Consider the following 20,871-nt stretch of genomic DNA (forward strand, 5'->3'; position numbering starts at 1 on the left):
GCTTAAACCGGATGGGTATCGCCCCAAGTCGCAGGCGGAGAGGTCAAAGAGACCCTCTGCGAGAAATCCGGTTCGGGTGGTGCTTCTGAGCCTTCAGGCTCAGGCGATGGTACGCGTGCCGATCTGCGTACGGCGGCGCTTGAGCGCGCGTCGCTCGTCCTCGCTCATGCCGCCCCACACGCCGGCGTCCTGGCCGCTGGCCAGAGCCCAGGCCAGGCAGTCGGAAGCGACGGTGCAGCGGTGGCACACGGCCTTCGCCTCGGAGACCTGCAGCAGAGCCGGACCGCTGGTTCCCACCGGGAAGAACAGCTCGGGGTCCTCGTCTCGGCAGGACGCGTCGTGGCGCCAGTCCATGTTCTTGAGCTCCTTCATAGTGGCGCGGGAGGGCCGCGCCACAGTCGTCATGGCGGTCGTGTTTTTGGGTGCTTGTGAATGCTTTCACGAAGCACCGCGTTCGACAAGGGTTTCCCGAAGATCGGTGAGTCAGCTCACCCGGCCGAGCGACGCCTCTGACCTGCGGTTTCTGTCCGAAACGGACCGTGTGGCGGAAGCGCGATGCGGTGAGTGGAGGTTCTGCGTCGACGAGCGGCAAAATGCACTTTGCCGCAGGCGATCAGTGGTCGCACCGTCACACGATTACTGTGAGTGCGTCCGGCACGCTGTGGAATTCCACTCGCGTCCGCTGCCCGACGAGGTCCCCGTCGACCTGGAAGTTCACCGGTTCAGCTGCGTCGATGCGGATCATCGGCACGTCGTCGTGGCGTAACAAATGACGCCCGTGCTGGTCGCTCTTCGTGAGCAAAGCTTGTCGTACATGTGTGAATACGGTGGGCAACCGCAGACCGTTCAACGCGAACAGGCCCAATCCGGTCTCGAACGAGCAACCCGAGTTGAGGTGGACGGGGCGATCACCCAGGTAGGTCCACGGATCGGTGTTGGACACGAACGCGGTCACGACCTCGGCGGGTTCCTCGCCCGGAATCCGCACGGTCAGGGTCGGCCGGCCCAGCGGCGGCCGGAAGTAGGAGCGCATCGAGGCGCGGAGGTAGAGCGCCGCGCTCGTTTCCTTGCCCCGCCGCTTCGCGACGCGGCCCACCACGTCGGCGTCCCAGCCGAGTCCGGCGTTGAAGGTGAACCAGTGCCCGTCGGCGAGCCCGAGGCCGATGCGGCGGCGCCGGTCGTTCTCCAGGGCGTTCAGCACCTGGTGCGTCGCCTCGACGGGATCCACGGGAAGGCCGAGGGCGCGCGCGAACACGTTGGCCGAGCCGCCGGGCACCACGCCCAGCATCGGGACGCACCCGAGCTCGCCCGGGTCGCCGGTCGAGTCAGCGAGGAGACCGTTGACGACCTCGTTGACCGTGCCGTCGCCGCCGTGGGCCACGACCAGGTCGAAACCGTCACGCGCCGCCGAGCGCGCCACGGCCATCGCGTGGCCGCGGTAGTCCGTCTCGACGACGTCGAGCTTCACCTGGCTGGCCAGCGCGTGCGCCAGCACGTCCCGGCCACCGGCGGTGGTCGAGGTGGCCTGCGGGTTCACGACGAGGATGGCGCGCACTTCCGCAGCGTAGGTGACGTTCACCCGGCTGGAGAACCTTCGACGGCACAAGGTGACGCGAAGCTCAGCACGGTGAACGGCGCTCCGGAGATGCGCCGGTGCTGCGTTCAGGAGTGCGCCAGTACTGCGTCCGATGACCCCTGTGGCGGGCGACCCCCCTTGCGTACGGCGAACATCCGCTCGTCGTGACAAGTGCACCCGGGCCGACCGCCCGCTCATCGACGACAACCCCGATTTTCACGTGCCCGGCGCCCCGCGAAAACGGCCGACCGGGTGGCATACGATCGAAACCGCTCACCCACCGTGACCCGTGCAGGTCGGGTCGCTGTGCTCCCGCAAAGCAGCTTGGAAGGCCGCACCCGTGTCGCTCGACGAGAACCAGCCGCTCACCCCGTTCGAGGTCCGGCTGGCCGGGATCCTCACCGCGCTGCCCGGTCTCGGGCTGCTGGCGCTGGGCGTCGTGATCCTCGTGCGCGGACTGCGGGAACCCGCGCAGCCCGGCAACAACATCTGGGCCGAGTTCGGCACCTACGCCGTGCTGGCGATCGCGTTCCTGGCGGCCTCGGCGGGGCTGGTCCTCGGCCGGCAGTGGGCGCGTTCGCCCGGGGTCGTGGTCGCGCTGCTACTCATGGGCGTCGGCTGGTACGTGCTCGGCCCGTCCGGTCAGCCGGCCTGGGGCGTGCCGATCGGCGTGTGCGGACTCGCGGCGCTCGTGCTGCTCTTCCGCCGTCCGGCCCGCGCTTGGGCGCTCGGCCTGCGCGAAGGCGAGACGGAAGAAGAAGCAGCCGAACGCGGTGGCCTCGCCGGGCGCCGCGAGGAACGCGAGCGCCACGAAAAAGATTGACGTGTCCGGCGGTGTCAGCTTCCGGAGGCCAGCGCCTTCAGCGGCGCGTTCGTGAGGCGGTAGGTGGTCCATTCGTCCTGCGGCAGCGCACCGAGCGCCCGGTAGAACCCGACGGCCGGGTTCCAGTTCAGCACCGCCCACTCCAGCCGCTCGTAACCCTGCTCGACGCACTCGGCGGCCAGTGCCGCGAGCAGTGCCTTGCCCAGCCCGGAGCCGCGCAGCTCGGCGCGCACGAACAGGTCTTCCAAGTAGATGCCGTGCGAGCCGCGCCATGTCGAGAAGCTCAGGAACCACAACGTGAACCCGGCCACCTGGCCGTCGACTTCCGCGACGTGACCGAACAACGCCGGCGCTGGACCGAACAACGCTTTGTGCAGCTGTGGCGCCTCGAGGTGGCATTCGTCCGGCGCGCGCTCGAACTCGGCGAGCGCGTAGACCAGTTCCACCACGGCGTCGACGTCTTCGGGCCGGATCCGCCGGATACGGGGGTCGGTCAAGCGCTCAGCCTTCCAGTGCGGGCAGCAGGTTCAGGTGCTCGACCTGGGGCTCGCCGCGTTCGTCGCCCAGCACGGCGATGCCGGCCGGGTCCAGTCCGAAGTGGACACCCGCGGTGGACGGCAGGCCGACCCAGCGCGCCACCAGCACGCGGCTGAAGTGCCCGTGGCCCACCAGGACCACGTCGCCGTTGTCGATCTCCCGGCGCGCGCGGTCGAGGACCTTGTCGGCGCGTGCGGCCACGTCCGCCGCGCTCTCCCCACCCGGGATCGCGTGGGTCCACACGGTCCAGCCCGGGTCCGTTTCGCGGATCTTCGGCGTGGTGACGCCTTCGTAGTCGCCGTAGTCCCACTCGGCGAGGTCTTCGGTGAGCTCGTCCACGCGCAGGCCGGCGAGCTCGGCCGTGCGCTTCGCGCGTTCGCGGGGGCTCGAGATCACGAGCTTGGGGCCGCCGAGCAGGGTGCGCAGGGTGCCGCCCGCCGCGCGCGCCTGGTCCTCACCGGCCGCCGTGAGCGGGATGTCGGTGCGCCCGGTGTGCCTGCCGTTGACGGACCACTCGGTCTGGCCGTGCCTGAGGAGGAAAAGCCGATGTGCCACGAGGCCGAATATAGCCCCGCACCCGATTGCGGGCAGGTCGCGTACTGTGCTTACCTACTGGCGAGTAGGTAGATGGGGAGGTTCGGATGGACACGAGCCCGACATTCGCGCTGTGGCGCCGGCTGGTCGGCAAACCGGGCGGTAAGCAGCTGTTTTCCGCCGCGATGTGCCTGCGCGTGCCCTACTTCGGGACGGTGCTGCCGGCGGTGCGGCAGTTGCGTCCGGGGCACTGTTCGGTCGCCGCGCCGAAGTGGTGGGGTGTCCACAACCACATTCGGACCTTTCACGCGATCGCCGCGTGCAACCTCGCGGAGATCGCGATGGGCATGCTCGCGGAGGCGACCGTGCCGCCGTCGCACCGCTGGCTGCCCAAGGGGATGGACGTGCGGTACCTCGCCAAGGCGACCACGGGCCTGCGTGCCGTCGCCGAGCTGCCGGAGCTGCCCGAGTTCGGCGACGAGGGATTCGACCTCCCGATACCGGTGCGGATCCTCGACGCGCGCGGGACGACCGTCGTCACGGCGACCATCACGATCTGGGTGACCCAGAAAAAACAGCGAGCGGGGTTGTTCGCGAATTGACCCGGCCGCGGGAAATGTAACGCCGTTTACTGATGGCTGCGAGCCCTGCTCATTTTCGGCCTTGTCCACTCCTGACCCGCGCCGACACCATGCAGGCATTCCAGCCTGACGCGCCGTCGGTTCCCCGGCCTTGCCGCGCTGGACACCGCCGCGGCCTTCGGGCTGACCGGGATTTCGGCTGCCACCGCCCGCGCCGCCGTGAACCCGGCCCTGGCCGAGTACTCGCCCGCCGTGATCATCGGGACCGGACGGCGCCGCGGCCACCTCTTCGTCGGCGCCGGCAACGTCGGTGTCGCCGAATTCCTGGTGCGGGCAAGGGAAACGGACCGCCTGCCGGACCTGCCCGACGCGGTGGGTCAGGGCTGGGGCACCAAAGGAACCCGGAACGTGGGCACTTCACTTACGATGTGGCTTCAGGGTTCGGCGAAACTGCAGCGGACGCCCACGCAGGGCGGGCTGTCGATCGACGCGGCGGAGGCGCTGTTCGACAAGATCAACGCGGCCATGTCGCGACCGACGACGGACGGGCGCGTGAAGGGCTACTGCAATCTCTCCGTGACGGACGGCTCGCATCCTGGGCAGCACGGGCGTGAACTCGTTCGTCACGATCACGGTCCTGGCGGAGCGCAACGTCGAACGGGTGCTGGCGGAAGACGTGGCGGCCTGAGCCCTCACGTACCGAGCTCGGCCAGCGCGGACACGAACCCACCGCTCCGCTCGCCCAGTCCGCCGAAGAACCGCGCGTCGGCGTCTTCGACGTCGCGCAGTGCTTTCGCGACCAGCGCCGTGCCGGCTCCGGTGAGCTGCAGCCGCTTCGCGCGGGCGTCGGCCGGGTCGTCGGTGCGGGTCAGCAGTCCGCGGTCCGCGAGCTTGCGCACGACCTGGCTGGTCATCATCGTGTCCGTACCCGCCTGTTCGGCGAGCTGCCGCTGCGTGGGCGGCTCGCCGGAACGCGTGAGCCACCACGTGGTGGTGAGCAGCACGAACTGGACGTGCGTAAGGTCGTGCGGCGCCAGCGCCGCGCGCATCACGCGTTGCCAGGCCAACGTGACGCGCCACAGCAGGAAGCCGGGGCTCGCGTCGGGGCCGGGCAGGCGGGACTCCGGAGCGGTCATGCCCGCAAGGATGCCTCGGCCAGCCGCGCCAGCGCGCGCACGGCGTCCGGGGTGTCCTCGGTGACGGCCGGGCCCAGCTCCGGTGGTCCGTCCACCGTCACTCGGTAGACGATGCGGGTGCCGTCTTCGGCGTCCGCCAGCCAGTGCTCGAAGACGAGCGTGGCGTCGGGCAGCCGTGTCTCGTCGGTGAACCCGCGGCCGTCGTCGACGGCGGTGAGTGTGAACGGGATCGGCGGCAGATCCGGCATCGTCATGGTGCCACTGGTGCCCGCCTTGAACGGGCCTTCCAGCACGACTTCCCGCAGGCCCGCGTCCCATTCGGGCCAGCGGGAGGTGTCCGTCCACAGTGGCCAGACGGCTGACGCCGGCGCGGTGGTGATCTCGGCGTGCTCGTACTCGTACAGTGTCATGCGGGCATATTATATGTGCGCATATTAAATGGTCAACGGCCAGAGCCGGCCACGGGCCGGCCGAAACTCAGCGCTGGGCCGAGCGCAGCTTCTCGTAAAACGCGGTGCAATCCGCGTACGACGGCAGCAGCCCCTGCTCCTCGGCCTCCGCCAGCGTCGGGGCGGAACGGTCCTTTTCGGACACGATCGGGGTGAGGTCCGCGGGCCACGGGAGCTCTAGGGCGGGGTCGAGCGGACTGATGCCGTGCTCGCCCGAGGGGTTGTACGGCTCCGAGCACAGATACGCCATCGCCGTGTTGTCCTCGAGTGCCACGAACGCGTGGCCCAAGCCCTCGGCGACGTATACGGCGCGGAAGTCCTTCGCGTCGAGCAGGACGGAATCCCACTGGCCGAAGGTGGGTGAGCCCGTGCGCACGTCGACGATCACGTCGAGCAGGGAGCCTGCCGGGCAGTAGACGTACTTCGCCTGGCCCGGCGGTACGTCGGCGAAGTGCACGCCGCGGATGGTGCCGCGGCGGGAGACGCTGTGGTTGGTCTGGCCCACGCGCATCGGATGCCCGATGGCGCTCAGGAGCGCCTCTTCCTGGAACGGCGCCACGAAGAGCCCGCGCTCGTCGGGGAACGCGCGGGGGGTGAACTCGTAGGCGTCGGCGACCTTCAACGGGCGGAATTGCATGCGCTCACCTTATCGAGTGCTGTGCGGCGCGAAATGTGGGTGGGCGTGATCACTGAATCGGTTCGGAACGCTTCAACAAAACCGGACGGACGTCTTGGGAATAAGGAATTTTCGGGGGTTTTCCTCGGAAAGCCCGCGGAATCTGTGACATGAGCCGCACCGAGGGTTCGCCTCCGGAGGGGCTGCTGTCATGATTGGGAGACCGCAGCGTCCGCGGCCATCAGCCACACCCCACGGATCGGATGGCCGCTGTGACGCCTCGCCGACAGGCCGGCGCTACCGCGCTGGGCTGCCGTCCGGAGGACAAGTTCCAAGGGTGCGCGGGTGCGCCTTCGCCTGCCGCCAGTGGTCCCCCGCTCGCAGTCCCAGGAGTAATTCAGTGACGCAGATCCACCCCGCGAGTTCCGCGATCGCCGAGGGGCGAACGCCGGAAACGACGACAGGAACCCCGATGACCGACCAGGCCAGCACGGCCGTCACCGCCGCGCCGGTGACGGACGCCGAGATCTTCGCCGGGCACGAGGGCGGCAAGCTCTCCGTGGCGGCCACCCGGCCCATCTCCGACCCGCGCGACCTCTCGATCGCCTACACGCCCGGCGTGGCGAAGGTGAGCCGCGCGATCGCCGAGGACGCCGCCCAGGCGAAGCGGTACACCTGGGCCGACCGTCTCGTGGCGGTCGTCAGCGACGGCACGGCGGTGCTCGGCCTCGGCGACATCGGCGCGAGCGCGTCGCTGCCCGTGATGGAGGGCAAGTCGGTGTTGTTCAAGACCTTCGGCGGCCTCGACTCGATCCCGCTGGTGCTCGACACCACCGACGTCGACGAGATCGTCGAGACGCTGGTGCGCCTGCGTCCGTCATTCGGCGCGGTGAACCTCGAGGATGTCTCGGCGCCGCGGTGCTTCGAATTGGAGGACAAGCTCAAGGCCGCGCTCGACTGCCCGGTCATGCACGACGACCAGCACGGCACCGCGATCGTCACGCTCGCGGCGCTGCGCGGAGCGAACCTGGTGCTGGACCGCGCGATCGCCGACCAGCGCGTGGTCATCTCGGGTGCGGGCGCGGCGGGGGTGGCCTGCGCGAAGATCCTGCGGGAGGCCGGCGTCGGCGACGTCACGGTGCTCGACTCGCGCGGCATCATCCACGCGGGACGCGAGGGCCTGAACCCGATCAAGGAGCAGCTGGCCGCGACGACCAACAGGTCCGGTCTCACGGGCGGTCTCGAGGCCGCGCTGAAGGGCGCCGACGTGTTCCTCGGCCTGTCCAGCGCGACGATCGACCCCGAGCTGCTCGGCTCCATGGCCGACGGCCCGATCGTGTTCGCACTGTCCAATCCGGACCCAGAGGTGCACCCGGCCGACGCGGCGCGCTATGCGGCGATCGTCGCCACGGGCCGCAGTGACTTCCCGAACCAGATCAACAACGTCCTGGCGTTCCCCGGCGTCTTCCGCGGCGCCCTCGACGCCGGTGCGCGCGCGATCACCGAGAACATGAAGCTTGCCGCGGCCGACGCCATCGTCGCCGTCGCGACCGACGACCTCGGCCCCGACCGCATCGTGCCGAGCCCGCTCGACCCGCGCGTGGCCCCGGAGGTCGCGGCGGCCGTCGCCAAGGCCGCGGTGGCCGACGGCGTGACCGACTGATCTCGGGCACCGAAAAAGGGGCTCCCCGGCGAGGGGAGCCCCTTTTTGGACTTGCCGGTCCATTTTGCGCTCGGCGCGCTGAGGGGCATGACGATCGACCTCGGCGCCTACGGCGTCTGGCAACCGGCCGCTCTGACCACCCCGGCGATGGCGAAGGAGATCGAGCAGCTCGGCTTCTCCACGTTGTGGGCCGCCGGCCCACCAACGGACCTCGCGGGCCTCGACGAACTCCTGGAAGCCACCTCGACGCTCGTGGTCGGCACGAGCATCCTCAACATCTGGCACGGTGACCCGGCCGTCGCCGCGAAGGCGTACCACCGGCTGGTCTCGCGGTTCCCCGGCCGGTTCTGGCTCGGCATCGGCGCGGGGCACCCGGAGCAGACGCAGGAGTTCACCAAGCCGCTCGCCGCGATGAAGCGCTACCTCGACGGCCTCGACGCCGGCGGCGTGCCGGTGGAGGGCCGCGCGATCGCCGCGCTGGGGCCGAAGATGCTGGAGCTCACGGCTTCGCGTGCGGGCGGGTCGGTGCCCTACCTCGTGCCGCCGTCGCACACGCGGCTCTCGCGTACCGCGCTCGGCCCGTCCGCGCTGCTGGCGCCCGAGCACAAGGTCGTGCTCGACTCCGATCCGGCGCGCGCCCGCGACACCGCGCGGCCGCGCATCAAGCACCCGTACCTGGGCCTCACCAACTACACGAGCAACCTGCGCCGCTTGGGCTTCACCGACGAAGACCTGGCCGGCGACGGCAGCGACCGCCTCATCGACGCGGTCGTCGCCCACGGTGACGCGGCCGCGATCGCCCGGCAGCTCGGCGAGCACCACAACCAGGGCGCGAACCACGTCGCCATCCAGGTGATCACCACCCACCACGCCACCCACCCGGCCATTCCGGACGTCGAGCTGCAGGTCTACGACGACGAGGTCCTCAGTGTCTACAAGGCACTGGCGGCCCGGCTGTTCTGAGCCACCGCGGTCCCGGGCTTCAGCGCAGCAGTTCCACCAGCCGGTGCCGCGGTACGTCCACGAGCCGCAGGTCCACCAGCTCACCCGGCACGTCGAGCGCGACGTTCGCCAGCCGCGCGTGCGCCCGCGTCAGGACCTCCGACGGGTCGTCGACCATGTCCGCCGTGACCACGGCGTGGCGGTTGTCCGGTGTGCTGCGCAGGAACCGCAGGCGGTACTTGCCGGCCATGAGGTCGGTGAGTGCCGCCTGCGAGGCCGCGTCGGCGAGGTCCGGGTGGTTGTTGGGCACGAGCAGGGCCAGGCGGCGCGCGTTGGTGCCGAGCAGGGTGCGCAGCAGCCACGGGCCGGGGTCCGCGGTGAGGTCCATCGCGACGGCGTCGCCTTCCGGCGCGGACATCGACCAGTCGACGGGCCGGGTTTCCAGGGCGAGCCCGCCTTCGGAAGCGATGTCGCGCAACGCGGACAGCAGCGTCGGTTTCGTGCCGGTGGTCTCCACGGACTGCGGCCCGTGGGTGTAGATGGCCGACTTTCCCTTGCCTCGCCCTGTTTTGCGGGCCTTCGCGGTGGGCTGGCAGACGTAGAGGTCGGCGGCCGCGCCGATGGCCTGGGCGCCGTCGTAGCGGTTGAAGTCGGGCAGGATCGCCTCGAACGTGAGCCCGAGCGTCGCCAGCGACCGCTGCACCTGGGCGCCGAGCGCGGGGTGGCGGGGGCTGTAACCGTAGGCCAGCAGGACGCGGCCCTCGGTCGGCTCGCGCAGCGCTTGCACGGCGCGGGCGGCGAACAACCCCATGCCGTCCGGGGTGTAGGGCGGATCACTGAAGACGAGGTCCGCGCGGCCCGTGACGGCAGGCGGCAGGCCGACGCGCAGGTCGGCGTGCGCGGTGGCGACGGCGCGCGAGCTGGTGGAGTCCAGGTAGGACAGAACTCGCTCGTCGAGGTCCACCACGGTCAGCTCGGCCTCGGGGCACACGGCGTGCACGGCAAGCGAGGTCAGGTCGTGGTCGCCGAGGAACAGCAGACGGGAGCGGCGCAGGTCGTAACGGGCGTTGAGCCACAAAGCACGCCGCAGCACCGTCTCGGGTGTCGCCTGCACGTGGTCGAGGGCGGCGAGCGGCGCCGGCACGCCGGCGACCCAGCCGGAGATCGACGCAAGGAGCTCGGAGTGCGCGGCCACGGCGTCGTCGAGCGGATCTGGCAGCCGGGGCAGGCGGTACTTCTCGTATTCGGGCAACGCGTCCGGTGCGATCCGGACCCCCGCGGCGGAACGCTCCAGATCACGCTCCAGCGCGGCCAGCACGTCCTCGACGCTGCGCCGGGGCGCCGCGGCCAGGCGCACCAGGTCGGCCAGCTCGCGGGGACCCGTGCGGAGCAGGTCGATCACCTCGTACAGCGGGCGTACGCCGGCACCGTGCGCGATCAGGAGGTCGTCGAGAGCTGTCACAGGCACCGAGCCTACTGTGCTGCTCGTTACCGACCCGACCACAGCCACGGCGGGAATGGTTGCCGGGCACGGTCACGTCCGGTTGAGTGCCCGCCTGCTTTTGGTCGGATCGGTAACAGGCCACTGTGCGGGAAAGGCTGCCAAGCCCCGCCGAGTGGGCTACGGTCGATCTGCATCTGACGTGGGGAGAAGTCCGTGACGATCGAGTTCCGCGATGTGACCAAACGCTATCCGGACGGCACGGTGGCGGTGAACGGACTCTCGCTCACCGTCGACGACGGCACCATCACCGTGCTCGTCGGCCCTTCGGGCTGCGGAAAGACCACGTCGCTGCGCATGATCAATCGCATGGTGGAGCCCACGTCGGGTGCCGTGCTGCTCGACGGCAAGGACGTGAGCGAGGGCGACCCCGCGCTGCTGCGCCGCGGCATCGGCTACGTGATCCAGCACGCCGGCCTCTTTCCACACAGGACGGTGCTCGACAACATCGCGACCGTGCCCCTGCTGTCCGGCTGGGACAAGCGCAAGGCCCGCGCCCGCGCGGCGGAGCTGCTGGAGACCGTCGGCCTGCCGAAGGAACTGGGCAAGCGGTATCCGGCGCAGCTCTCGGGTGGCCAGCAGCAGCGTGTCGGCGTGGCGCGGGCGCTCGCGGCCGACTCGCCGGTGCTGCTGATGGACGAGCCGTTCTCCGCCGTCGACCCGATCGTGCGCGAGGAGCTGCAGGACGAGCTGCTGCGGCTGCAGTCGCAGCTGGGCAAGACCATCGTGTTCGTCACGCACGACATCGACGAGGCCGTGCGGCTCGGCGACAAGATCGCGGTGCTGCGCGTGGGCGGCGTGCTCGCCCAGTACGGCACCCCGGCCGACGTGCTGCGCCACCCCGTGGACGACTTCGTGGCATCGTTCGTCGGCCGTGACCGCGGCTACCGTGGACTGTCCTTCGTGTCCGCCAACGGCGTCGAGGTGTCCCCTGTGGACGTCGTGGAGCTCGGCACGAAGCTGCCGGAGCCGACGAAAACCTGGCAGCTCGTGGTGAACTCCGAGAAGCAGCCCCGCGGCTGGCTGGCGCCGAGCTCCACTGTGGACGGCGAGCTCGCCGAGGGCGACCTTGTGGCCGGCGGTTCTCTCTACGTGCAGGGCTCGCCCATCCGCGGCGCGCTCGACGCCGCCCTGTCCTCGCCCGCGAGTCTCGGCGTGGTCGTGGACGAGGGGCACCGCGTGGTGGGCACGGTCGTGGCCCACCAGGTCCTGGACGTGATCGAGGCCGCCCCGCAGGCGTCCTGATGGGCGGGTTCTTCGACGAGCTCGGGCGCTACCTGGGCAGCGCGAACAACCGCGGCGAGATCCTCGGCGACCTGGGCGAGCACATCTACCTCGCGCTGGTGCCGCTGATGATCGGGATCGTGCTCGCCATCGTGCTGGGCTGGCTCGGGCACCGCCGGCAGCCGGTGCGCAGCGTGCTGCTGGTGGTGGCGAACCTGCTGTACACCATCCCGTCGCTGGCGCTGTTCGTGGTGATCCCGGGCCTCATCGGGTCGAAGATCCTCGACAGCGTCAACGTGATCGTCGCGCTCACGATCTACACCACGGCGCTGCTCGTGCGCCCGGTGCTCGACGCGCTCGACGCCGTGCCGCCGCACATCATCGCCGCCGCCACGGCCGTCGGCTACCGGGCGCCGCGGCGCTTCCTGGGCGTGGAGCTGCCGCTTTCGGTGCCGGTGCTCGCCGCGGGCGTGCGCGTGGCGTCGGTGAGCAACATCAGCCTCGTGAGCGTCGGCGCGCTGATCGGCACCGGCGGGCTGGGCGTGCTGTTCACCGACGGCTTCCAGCGTGAGTACTTCTCGCCGATCGTGGTCGGCGTCGTGCTCACGTTGCTGCTGGCGCTGGTCGTCGACGTGGTGCTCGTGCGACTGCGCAACGTCCTCACCCCGTGGGAGCGCGCCGGCCGCGCGCCCGTGCTCGCGGAGGTGGCGTGAACGTCTTCGACTGGTTCACCACGGTCGCCAACTGGCAGGGCCCGGACGGCATCGCCACGCGCTTGGGCGAGCACATCGGCTACGTGCTGATCGCGCTGGTCATCGCCGTCGTGATCGCGTTCCCGCTCGGTCTGTGGGTCGGGCACACCGGCCGCGGCGCCGTGGTGGTGGGCGCGGGCAACGCGGTCCGCGCGCTGCCGACGCTGGGGCTCGTCACGTTCCTGTTCCTGCTCTTCACCGAGAGCACCACGGCCACGATCATCGGGCTCGTGGTGCTGGCGATCCCGCCCGTACTGGCCGGCACGTACGCGGGCCTGCAGGCGGCCGAGCACGACGTGGTCGACGCCGCCGAGGGCATCGGCATGACGGGCTGGCAGCAGCTGTGGAAGGTCGAGCTGCCGATCGCGTTGCCGCTGGTGCTGGGCGGGATCCGCAACGCCGTGCTGCAGCTGATCGCGACGGCGGCCGTCGCCGCGTATGTCGGGCTCGGCGGCCTCGGCCGGTTCCTGCTCGACGGGCTGGCCATCCTGGACTACACGGAGGTCGTCGCGGGCGCCATCCTCACGGCGCTGCTGGCGATCGTGTTCGACCTGGTGCTCGCCGCGGCACAGCGCGCACTCGTGCCGAAGGGCGTCCGGCTCGCCGCGCAGGTGAGCACCGGCTCGGCCGCGGCGGCGGGAGGTGTGGTGTGAGGCGCTGGGGTTGTGTGGTCTTGTCCTTGGCTTTGGTTGTTGCGGGGTGTGGCAACCCGCTCGCCGGCGGCGGTGAGGGCGGCACGGCGGGCGACATCATCATCGGCGCCTCCGATGTCGGCGAAAGCCTGCTGCTGGCCCAGATCTACGCCGGCGCGTTGCGCAACGCCGGCGCTTCGAACGTCACAGTGCGCCCGCCGGTCGGCAGCCGCGAGGTCGTGGTGAAGGCCTTGCAGGACAAGTCCCTCTCGGTGGTGCCCGACTACAGCGGCAACCTCCTGCGCTACTTCGACAAGGACACGCAGGCGACCACTTCGGACGACGTGTACGCGCAGCTCAAGCAGAAGCTGCCCGTCGGGTTCGAGGTTCTCGACCAGGCGCCGGCGCAGGACAAGGACTTGCTCGTCGTGCGCCCCGAGCTGGCGGCTGCGGGCGTGCGGACGTTCTCGGACCTGGGCCGCCGCTGCGGCGAGCTGGTGATGGGCGGGCCCGGTCAGTGGAGCAGCCGCTGGAAGGACCGCGTCGAGCAACTGTACGGCTGCTCCTTCAAGGAGATCCGCACCACCGACACCGGCGGCCCCGTCACCGTGGCCGCGCTGAAGTCCGGCGAGGTCCAGGTGGCCGACCTGTTCAGCACGTCGTCGACGATCAAGTCCAACGGCTTCGTGCCCCTCGACGACGACAAGAACATGTTCCCGGCGCAGAACATCGTGCCGCTGGTCGCCCGCGGGACTCTGTCCCCGGGCGAGGTCGCCGCCCTGAACCGCGTCTCGGCGGCCCTGACGACCGACGAGCTGACCGAGCTGAACGTCCAGTTCACCGACGAGAAACGCAACCCGCTGGACATCGCCGACGACTTCCTGGCACGCAACCACCTGAAGGCTTGAGCGGTCAGCGGAACTCGCGCACGACCTCGATCTCACCGATGATGTGCCGGTTGAACTCCGCCAGCTCCTCGGCGGGCACCCACAGCTCGAGGATCGTCTCGCCGCCCGCCTGCCGCACCGGGTAGCGCTCCAGGAACTCCGTCACCACCTCGAACCGCGTGACGAACCCGGCGCCGTCGTGGCGCACGTTCCAGTCCCTCGCGATGCGCACCGCGTAGTCCTCGTTGAGCACGGGGTAGAAGATCGGCTGCTCCGGCAATCGGGGCGGCCACGCGCGCCACCGCAGCTCCCGCACGAGCTCCAGCTCCACCGGCCCGGTGGGTCGCCAGAGGATGGTCATCGGCTTTCCTTCACAGTCGTTCGAACGCGGGCGCGTACCGGAAGGCGCCCCGGTTTTCCGGTTTGTGGGCGGTCAACGTGCGAGCCTGGAAGTGCTGCGCCCATTCGGGCACCGGCGGCGTGATCCCCAGCTGCTCGGCCGGCACGAACCCGAACCTGCGGTAGTACCCCGGATCGCCCAGCAGAACCACCACCGCGAACCCGAGCGCATCGGCGGCCTCGAGTGTCGTGTGCATCAGCGCCGACCCGACCCCACTGCGCTGGAACTCCGGCAGCACGCTGAGCGGCCCGAGCCCTGCGGCGCTGCTGCGGTCTTCGTCCAGCTTGCCGGGGCTTGAGCAGACGTGGCCGACGATGTGGCCGCCCTGCTCGGCGACCAGCGACAGCGCGGAAATGAGGTCCCCGTCCGCGCGCAGCCCGTCGACGAGCACGGCCTCGGGCACCGTGGTGAGCCCGGGCTGCGCGAACGCGGCCGTGTGCACGGCGCGAATCGCGGTCTCGTCGGCGGGAACGGCTTGGCGGATCAGCACGGGTGAATTCTTCCTGGCTGCGCGTGCGCGGGTAAAACCGTTTTCCGACCACGCGGAATGGTCCGAACAGCGCAACGCGGTGAAAACCTCCGAGACGGCTCTTCTTCCTGCGACCAGTGCCGCGCACCTAGCCTCAGGCCAACTGGTGTTCGCGCTGGTCGAGGAGGGACGAACTGTGCGCAAAGCTCGGGGAACAGTGACCAGAAGCCTGACGATCCTGGGGAGTGCCGCCTCGATCGCGACCGTCACCGTGTTCGGGAGCGGCGTGGCGTCCGCTCAGGAGGGCGCGATCGTCGGTGCGGGCGGTGCCGGTGCGGTGAAGGACAGCTACCTCGTGGTGCTCAAGGACGGCGCCTCGGTGGAGTCGACGGCGAAGGACGTGACCGGCCGCCACGGCGGCTCGGTCGAGCGCACGTTCTCGAAGGCGTTGCGCGGCTTCACCGGCACGATGTCCGAGACGCAGGCCAAGCGCACCGCCGCCGACCCCGCTGTGTCCTTTGTGGAGCAGAACCGCGTGGTCCACGCCTTGACGGACCAGCAGGACCCGCCGTCGTGGGGCCTCGACCGGGTGGACCAGCGTGAGCTGCCGCTGGACGAGGACTACACCTACAGTACGACGGCCGCCGACGTGCACGCGTACGTGATCGACACCGGGATCAACCTCACCCACTCCGAGTTCGACGGCCGCGCCGTCTCCGGGTACGACTTCGTGGACAACGACTCCGACGCCACCGACTGCTACGGCCACGGCACTCACGTGGCCGGCACGATCGGCGGCACGACCTACGGCGTGGCGAAGGAAGTCAGCCTGACCGCGGTCCGCGTGCTGGACTGCACCGGCAGCGGAACGCTCGACCAGGTCGTTGCCGGCATCGACTGGGTCACCGAGAACGCCGAGTTGCCGGCCGTGGCGAACATGAGCCTCGGCGGCGCAGTGTCCACTGTGGTGGACGAGGCCGTGCAGCGGTCCATCGCCGCGGGTGTCACGTATGGCATCGCGGGCGGCAACTCCTACGGCGGCAGTGCGTGTGACGCCTCGCCCGCCCGCGTGCCCGAGGCGATCACCGTCGGCTCCACCACGGACACCGACGCCAGGTCCGCCTTCTCCAACACGGGCTCGTGCCTCGACCTCTTCGCGCCGGGCACCGACATCACCTCCGCCTGGATCGGCGACGACACCGCGACCAACACCATCAGCGGCACGTCGATGGCGACTCCGCACGTGGTCGGCGCCGCGGCGCTGTACCTGGCGGACCACCCGTCGGCCACACCCGAAGAGGTCCGCGACGCGCTGGTGGACGCGGGGACGAAGGACGAGATCACCGACGCGGGCACGGGATCGCCGAACGTCCTGGTGTACTCCGGTACCGACGGCACCGGCGACCCCGACTGACGAGGTACCCGCCGGGGTCATCCCTCCGACGAGGAAGCGGGCAGTTCCCCTTCACGTCGCGTAAGCACCAACGGCTCGTCCTGCGTCACGGCCACCGTGTGCTCGGAGTGTGCCGTCCGTGAACCGTCGGCGGAGCGGATCGTCCAGCCGTCGGGGTCGTACACGATCCGGTCCGTCGTGCGCGCGAACCAAGGCTCCAGCGCGAGCGTGAGACCAGGCCGGAGTTTCAAGCCGCGCCCCGCCGTGCCCTTGTTGGAGACGTGCAGGTCCTCGTGCATGGTGCGGCCGATGCCGTGTCCACCGAACTCCGTGTTGACCGGGTAGCCGTACGAAACGGCCACGGCGTAGATCGCCGCGGAGATGTCGCCGAGGCGGTTACCCGGCCGAGAGGCCGAGATCGCCGCCTCCAGCGCTTCCTCCGTGGCCCGGATGATCCGCAGGTCCTCCTCGGCCGGAGTCCCGACGATGACCGTGCGCGCCGAGTCGGCGACCCAGCCGTCGACACCGACCGCGAGGTCCGCGGTGAGCACGTCGCCGTCGCACAGCACGTAGTCGTGGGGCAGGCCGTGCAGGACCGCGTCGTTCACCGAAAGGCAGATGACGTTGCGGAACGGCCCCTTGCCGAACGAAGGCGCGTAGTCCCAGTAGCACGACTCGGCTCCGCGCCGCTTGATCATGCCGCGCGCGTGGTGCTCGAGGTCCAGGAGGTTGACGCCCACGTCGGCGAGCCCGCCGACCTCGGTGAGGACCTCCGCGACGAAGCGGCCGGCCACGTGCATGCGGTCGATCTCCGCAGGCGTCTTCAGTTCGATCACGAAAAACCTCGCAGCACAAAAGGTATAGTTATACCGCCACTTTAACACTGGCCGGTATAGAAATACCACCCGCTCGAGCCGCAGAAACGCCCGGAGGCCACCACGGGTGAACCGTGGTGGCCTCCGGAGAAAAACCGGCGATCAGTCGAACGCCTTCGAGATCAGCGCCTTCTGCTCCACCTCGTGCACCTTCGACGAACCCGCCGACGGCGCGGCCATCGGGCGGCGCGAGACGACCTGCAGACCGGCGAAGACCTCCGGGAACTTCCGCGGCAGGTTGAGACCGAAGAACGGCCACGCACCCTGGTTCTCCGGCTCCTCCTGGACCCACGCGATCTGCTGCGCGTTGCTGTAGCGCTCGATGGCGGCGAGCAGCTTGCGCTTCGGCAGCGGGTAGTACTGCTCGATGCGCACGATCGCGACGTCGTTCGCCTCGCGCTTGGCGCGCTCGGCCACCAGCTCCCAGTACAGCTTGCCCGAGGTCAGCAGCACCTTTCGGACGCCTTCGGGGTTCTGGGTGGTGTCGTCGATGACGGACATGAACCGGCTCTGGCCGGTGAAGTCCTCGACCGCCGACGTCGCGGCCTTGTTGCGCAGCATCGACTTCGGAGTGAAGACCACCAGCGGACGCTGGATGCCGTCGAGGGCGTGGCGGCGCAGCAGGTGGAAGTAGTTCGCCGGGGTCGACGGCACGGCGACGGTCATCGAGCCCTCGGCGCACAGCGAGAGGAAGCGCTCGATGCGGCCGGACGTGTGGTCCGGCCCCTGGCCCTCGTGGCCGTGCGGCAGCAGCAGCACGACGTCGGAGCGCTGGCCCCACTTGGCCTCGCCCGAGGAGATGTACTCGTCGATCACGGTCTGCGCGCCGTTGACGAAGTCACCGAACTGCGCTTCCCACATGACCAGCGACTCGGGGTTCGCCACGGCGTAGCCGTATTCGAAGCCGACGGCCGCGTACTCCGACAGCGCCGAGTCGTAGATCATCACGCGGCCCTGGCCCTCGGCCAGGTTCTGCAGCGGCGAGTACTCCTGGCCGGTCTTGCGGTCGATGAACACCGAGTGCCGCTGCGTGAACGTGCCGCGGCGCGAGTCCTGGCCGGACAGCCGCACCAGACGGCCCTCCATCGCCAGCGAACCGAACGCGAGCAGCTCGCCGAACGCCCAGTCGACGTCGCCTTCGCGCGACATCTTGTGGCGGCGCTCCATGACCGGCTTCACGCGCGGGTGCGGGGTGAAGCCCTCGGGGACGTTGAGGAACGCGTCGCCGATCCGCTCCACGACGTCCTTCGAGACGGCGGTGGTGACCTTTGCCGGCACCTGCTGCTCTTCCTCGACCGAGGGGCTTGCCTTCGCCGGGTGCTTCTCCAGCTCGCGCACCTCGTTGAAGACGTGCTCAAGCTGGCTGGAGAAGTCGCGCAACGCGGCTTCGGCCTCTTCGACGGAGATGTCCCCGCGGCCGATCAGCGCCTCGGTGTAGGTCTTCCGGACCGAGCGCTTCGTGTCGATGATGTCGTACATCGCCGGCTGCGTCATCGAGGGGTCGTCGCCCTCGTTGTGGCCGCGGCGGCGGTAGCAGATCAGGTCGATGACCACGTCCTTGTGGAACGCCTGGCGGTAATCCACGGCCAGCTTGGCCACCCAGTGGGCGGCTTCGGGGTCGTCGCCGTTCACGTGGAAGATCGGCGAGCCGATCATCTTCGCGACGTCGGTGGCGTACTGCGACGAGCGCGAGTGCTCGGGCGCGGTGGTGAAGCCGACCTGGTTGTTCACGATCACGTGCACGGTGCCGCCGGTGCGGTAGCCGCGCAGCAGCGCGAGGTTCAGGGTCTCGGCCACGACACCCTGGCCCGCGAACGCCGCGTCGCCGTGCATCAGGACCGGCAATACCGAGTAGCCCCCGGTAGTGCTGTCGCCCTTGTCGAGGATGTCCTGCTTGGCGCGGACGATGCCCTCGAGCACCGGGTCGACCGTCTCGAGGTGCGAAGGGTTCGAGGCCAGCGACACCTTCGTCTCGCCGTCGCCGAACATGCGGAAGTACTTGCCCTCGGCACCGAGGTGGTACTTCACGTCACCGGAGCCGTGGGCCTGGCCCGGGTCGAGGTTGCCCTCGAACTCCTGGAAGATCTGGCTGATCGGCTTGCCGACGATGTTGGCCAGCACGTTGAGGCGGCCGCGGTGCGGCATGCCGATCACGACTTCGTCGAGCTCGTGCTCGGCGGCCTTGTCGAGGATGGTGTCGAGCAGCGGGATCGCCGTCTCGCCGCCTTCCAGCGAGAAGCGCTTCTGGCCGACGTACTTCGTCTGCAGGAAGGTCTCGAACGCCTCGGCGGCGTTGAGCTTCGACAGCACGTACTTCTGGACGGTGGAGTCCGGCTTCTCGTGCGGGATCTCCACGCGGTCCTGGATCCAGCGCCGCTCCTCGGGGTCGAGGATGTGCGTGTACTCGATGCCGACGGTGCGGCAGTACGAGTTGCGCAGCACGCCCAGGATGTCGCGCAGGGTCATGCGCTCCTGGCCGGAGAAGCCGCCGACCGGGAACTCGCGGTCGAGGTCCCAGAGCGTGAGGCCGTGGGAGATGACGTCGAGGTCGACGTGGCTGCGCTGGCGGTAGTTCAGCGGGTCCGTGTCGGCCATCAGGTGGCCGCGCGTGCGGAACGCGTCGATCAGCTCGATCACGCGGGCGGTCTTGTCGACCGGGCCCTCGGGGATGTCGGCGACCCAGCGGATCGGCTCGTACGGCAGGCGCAGGCTGGTGAAGACGTCGTCGTAGAAGCCGTCGCCGCCGAGCAGCAGCTCGTGGATGCGCTTGAGGAACTCGCCGGACTCGGCGCCCTGGATGATGCGGTGGTCGTAGGTCGACGTCAGCGTCATGATCTTGCTGACGGCCAGGTCGACCAGCGTCTTCTCGCTCGTGCCCTCGAAGGCCGCCGGGTACTGCATGGCGCCGACGCCGATGATCGCGCCCTGGCCGGCCGACAGGCGCGGCACCGAGTGGTTGGTGCCGATGCCGCCCGGGTTGGTCAGGGAGATGGTGGTGCCGGCGAAGTCGTCCGCGGTGAGCTTGTTGTTGCGGGCCTTCTTGATGATGTCCTCGTACGCCTGCCAGAACTGCAGGAAGGACATGTCCTCGACGCCCTTGACCGAGGCCACGACGAGGGTGCGCGCACCCTCCTTGCCCTTCATGTCGATGGCGAGGCCGAAGTTCACGTGTTCCGGCGTGACCGCGAAGGGCTTCCCGTCGATCAGCTGGTAGTGGCGGTTCATGTTCGGGAAGTCCTTCAGCGCCCGCACCATGGCGTAGCCGATGAGGTGCGTGAAGGAGATCTTGCCGCCGCGGGTGCGGTTGAGGTGGTTGTTGATGACGATGCGGTTGTCCGCCATCAGCTTCGCCGGGACGGCGCGCACGCTGGTCGCGGTCGGCACGGACAGCGAGGCGTCCATGTTCTTCGCGATCGCCGCGGCGGCGCCGCGCAGCTGCTTGGTCTCGGGCTCTTCCTTCGCGGCCGGCGCGGCGGCGGGCTCCTTCGCGGCGGGCTTGGGAGCCGGCTTCGCGGGCGCGCTCTTCGGAGCCGGAGCCGGGGCGGGGGCCGCGGCCGGCTTGGCCGGCGCCGACTGCCGGGCGGCCGACTCGGCGTTCTGGACCGCCTTGGCGGACGGTTCCGTCGCGTGGCCGTTACCGCTGGCCGCAGTGGTGGCGGCGGCGCTCTGGCGCGCACTGTCGGCCTTAGCCTGTGCCGTCTGCGTCGGCTTGAAGTCTGCGAAGAAGTCGTGCCAGGCGGCATCGACTGAGGAAGGGTCCGCGAGGAACTGGTCGTACATTTCCTCGACCAGCCACTCGTTGGGGCCGAACTGTGACGCAGGGCTGCTGCTGGACACGGCTTGGGCTCGCCTCTATCCGTCTCGATCTTGTCTGTGCTAAT

At 69.7% G+C, this 20,871-nt stretch carries 20 protein-coding genes and 1 pseudogene; 9 read left to right on the forward strand and 12 right to left on the reverse strand.

All coding sequences use genetic code 11. From position 1 onward, the window contains the following. Window positions 1–99: 99 nt before the first annotated feature. Both AB0F91_RS03605 and AB0F91_RS03610 read right to left on the reverse strand, forming a co-directional pair. Window positions 100–354, reverse strand: coding sequence for a WhiB family transcriptional regulator (locus tag AB0F91_RS03605; RefSeq protein WP_220247091.1), 255 nt, complete (start codon window positions 352–354; stop codon window positions 100–102). A gap of 274 nt (window positions 355–628) precedes the next feature. After that, the gene (locus tag AB0F91_RS03610) at window positions 629–1,555 is read right to left on the reverse strand and encodes a diacylglycerol kinase family protein (RefSeq protein ID WP_360595140.1); all 927 of its coding nucleotides are present in this window, start codon (window positions 1,553–1,555) and stop codon (window positions 629–631) included. A 361-nt stretch (window positions 1,556–1,916) separates the two neighbouring features. Here AB0F91_RS03610 and AB0F91_RS03615 point away from each other — a divergent pair, with 361 nt between their 5' ends. Beyond that, window positions 1,917–2,399, forward strand: coding sequence for a hypothetical protein (locus tag AB0F91_RS03615; protein WP_360594406.1), 483 nt, complete (start codon window positions 1,917–1,919; stop codon window positions 2,397–2,399). Between the two features lie 14 nt (window positions 2,400–2,413). On the opposite strand, the gene AB0F91_RS03620 is transcribed toward AB0F91_RS03615, so the two are convergent. Continuing rightward, window positions 2,414–2,896 carry a GNAT family N-acetyltransferase gene (locus AB0F91_RS03620; RefSeq protein WP_360594408.1) on the reverse strand — a complete coding sequence of 161 codons (483 nt, stop codon included), beginning with the start codon at window positions 2,894–2,896 and terminating at the stop codon, window positions 2,414–2,416. A 4-nt stretch (window positions 2,897–2,900) separates the two neighbouring features. Then, window positions 2,901–3,491, reverse strand: a complete 591-nt coding sequence (locus AB0F91_RS03625; RefSeq protein ID WP_360594409.1) for an acid phosphatase — start codon at window positions 3,489–3,491, stop codon at window positions 2,901–2,903. 86 nt (window positions 3,492–3,577) lie between these two features. Between AB0F91_RS03625 and AB0F91_RS03630 the strand changes: the two genes are divergently transcribed. Beyond that, window positions 3,578–4,072, forward strand: coding sequence for a hotdog fold domain-containing protein (locus AB0F91_RS03630; protein WP_360594411.1), 495 nt, complete (start codon window positions 3,578–3,580; stop codon window positions 4,070–4,072). Between the two features lie 671 nt (window positions 4,073–4,743). Here the strand turns inward: AB0F91_RS03630 and AB0F91_RS03635 are convergent. The 3 genes from AB0F91_RS03635 to rfbC form a co-directional block, all read right to left on the reverse strand. Continuing rightward, a complete protein-coding gene (locus AB0F91_RS03635) occupies window positions 4,744–5,187 on the reverse strand; it encodes a MarR family winged helix-turn-helix transcriptional regulator (RefSeq protein ID WP_360594413.1) in 444 nt (147 codons plus the stop codon). After that, window positions 5,184–5,597: an SRPBCC family protein gene (locus AB0F91_RS03640; protein WP_360594414.1), complete on the reverse strand. Its 414-nt coding sequence runs from the start codon at window positions 5,595–5,597 to the stop codon at window positions 5,184–5,186. Before AB0F91_RS03640 ends, AB0F91_RS03635 begins: the two co-directional genes overlap by 4 nt. A gap of 67 nt (window positions 5,598–5,664) precedes the next feature. Beyond that, the gene (gene rfbC, locus AB0F91_RS03645; protein WP_360594416.1) at window positions 5,665–6,273 is read right to left on the reverse strand and encodes a dTDP-4-dehydrorhamnose 3,5-epimerase; all 609 of its coding nucleotides are present in this window, start codon (window positions 6,271–6,273) and stop codon (window positions 5,665–5,667) included. 451 nt (window positions 6,274–6,724) lie between these two features. Here rfbC and AB0F91_RS03650 point away from each other — a divergent pair, with 451 nt between their 5' ends. Together AB0F91_RS03650 and AB0F91_RS03655 are read left to right on the forward strand one after the other, a co-directional pair. Then, window positions 6,725–7,915, forward strand: a complete 1,191-nt coding sequence (locus AB0F91_RS03650) for an NADP-dependent malic enzyme (protein WP_360594418.1) — start codon at window positions 6,725–6,727, stop codon at window positions 7,913–7,915. A gap of 87 nt (window positions 7,916–8,002) precedes the next feature. Then, entirely contained in the window at window positions 8,003–8,878 is an 876-nt protein-coding gene (locus AB0F91_RS03655; protein ID WP_360594419.1) for an LLM class F420-dependent oxidoreductase, read from the forward strand. Between the two features lie 19 nt (window positions 8,879–8,897). Here AB0F91_RS03655 and AB0F91_RS03660 read toward each other — a convergent pair whose 3' ends face one another. Further along, window positions 8,898–10,319: a bis-aminopropyl spermidine synthase family protein gene (locus AB0F91_RS03660; RefSeq protein ID WP_360595141.1), complete on the reverse strand. Its 1,422-nt coding sequence runs from the start codon at window positions 10,317–10,319 to the stop codon at window positions 8,898–8,900. A 195-nt stretch (window positions 10,320–10,514) separates the two neighbouring features. Between AB0F91_RS03660 and AB0F91_RS03665 the strand changes: the two genes are divergently transcribed. From AB0F91_RS03665 to AB0F91_RS03680, 4 genes are read left to right on the forward strand one after another with little or no spacing between them, the layout of a single operon-like run. Further along, window positions 10,515–11,603, forward strand: coding sequence for an ATP-binding cassette domain-containing protein (locus tag AB0F91_RS03665; protein ID WP_360594421.1), 1,089 nt, complete (start codon window positions 10,515–10,517; stop codon window positions 11,601–11,603). Continuing rightward, window positions 11,603–12,295 (forward strand): ABC transporter permease subunit, encoded by a 693-nt coding sequence (locus AB0F91_RS03670; protein WP_360594423.1) that lies wholly within the window; start codon window positions 11,603–11,605, stop codon window positions 12,293–12,295. Before AB0F91_RS03665 ends, AB0F91_RS03670 begins: the two co-directional genes overlap by 1 nt. Continuing rightward, window positions 12,292–12,987 carry an ABC transporter permease gene (locus tag AB0F91_RS03675; protein WP_360594425.1) on the forward strand — a complete coding sequence of 232 codons (696 nt, stop codon included), beginning with the start codon at window positions 12,292–12,294 and terminating at the stop codon, window positions 12,985–12,987. Before AB0F91_RS03670 ends, AB0F91_RS03675 begins: the two co-directional genes overlap by 4 nt. Next, window positions 12,984–13,874, forward strand: a complete 891-nt coding sequence (locus AB0F91_RS03680) for an ABC transporter substrate-binding protein (RefSeq protein ID WP_360594427.1) — start codon at window positions 12,984–12,986, stop codon at window positions 13,872–13,874. Before AB0F91_RS03675 ends, AB0F91_RS03680 begins: the two co-directional genes overlap by 4 nt. A gap of 4 nt (window positions 13,875–13,878) precedes the next feature. Here the strand turns inward: AB0F91_RS03680 and AB0F91_RS03685 are convergent, their stop codons facing one another. Together AB0F91_RS03685 and AB0F91_RS03690 are read right to left on the reverse strand one after the other, a co-directional pair. Further along, window positions 13,879–14,214 (reverse strand): hypothetical protein, encoded by a 336-nt coding sequence (locus tag AB0F91_RS03685; protein WP_360594428.1) that lies wholly within the window; start codon window positions 14,212–14,214, stop codon window positions 13,879–13,881. 10 nt (window positions 14,215–14,224) lie between these two features. After that, window positions 14,225–14,743 (reverse strand): N-acetyltransferase, encoded by a 519-nt coding sequence (locus tag AB0F91_RS03690; protein WP_360594430.1) that lies wholly within the window; start codon window positions 14,741–14,743, stop codon window positions 14,225–14,227. A gap of 175 nt (window positions 14,744–14,918) precedes the next feature. Here AB0F91_RS03690 and AB0F91_RS03695 point away from each other — a divergent pair. Beyond that, window positions 14,919–16,121: pseudogene (locus tag AB0F91_RS03695) on the forward strand (S8 family peptidase); the annotation flags it as partial. Between the two features lie 32 nt (window positions 16,122–16,153). Here AB0F91_RS03695 and map read toward each other — a convergent pair. After that, the gene (map, locus tag AB0F91_RS03700; RefSeq protein WP_360594432.1) at window positions 16,154–16,951 is read right to left on the reverse strand and encodes a type I methionyl aminopeptidase; all 798 of its coding nucleotides are present in this window, start codon (window positions 16,949–16,951) and stop codon (window positions 16,154–16,156) included. Window positions 16,952–17,092: 141 nt separating this feature from the next. Further along, complete coding sequence (locus AB0F91_RS03705) at window positions 17,093–20,827, reverse strand: multifunctional oxoglutarate decarboxylase/oxoglutarate dehydrogenase thiamine pyrophosphate-binding subunit/dihydrolipoyllysine-residue succinyltransferase subunit (protein ID WP_360594433.1); 3,735 nt, start codon at window positions 20,825–20,827, stop codon at window positions 17,093–17,095. Window positions 20,828–20,871: the final 44 nt, after the last annotated feature.

The organism is Amycolatopsis sp. NPDC023774 (assembly GCF_040639695.1).
In the GTDB taxonomy this organism is placed as follows: Bacteria; Actinomycetota; Actinomycetes; order Mycobacteriales; family Pseudonocardiaceae; genus Amycolatopsis.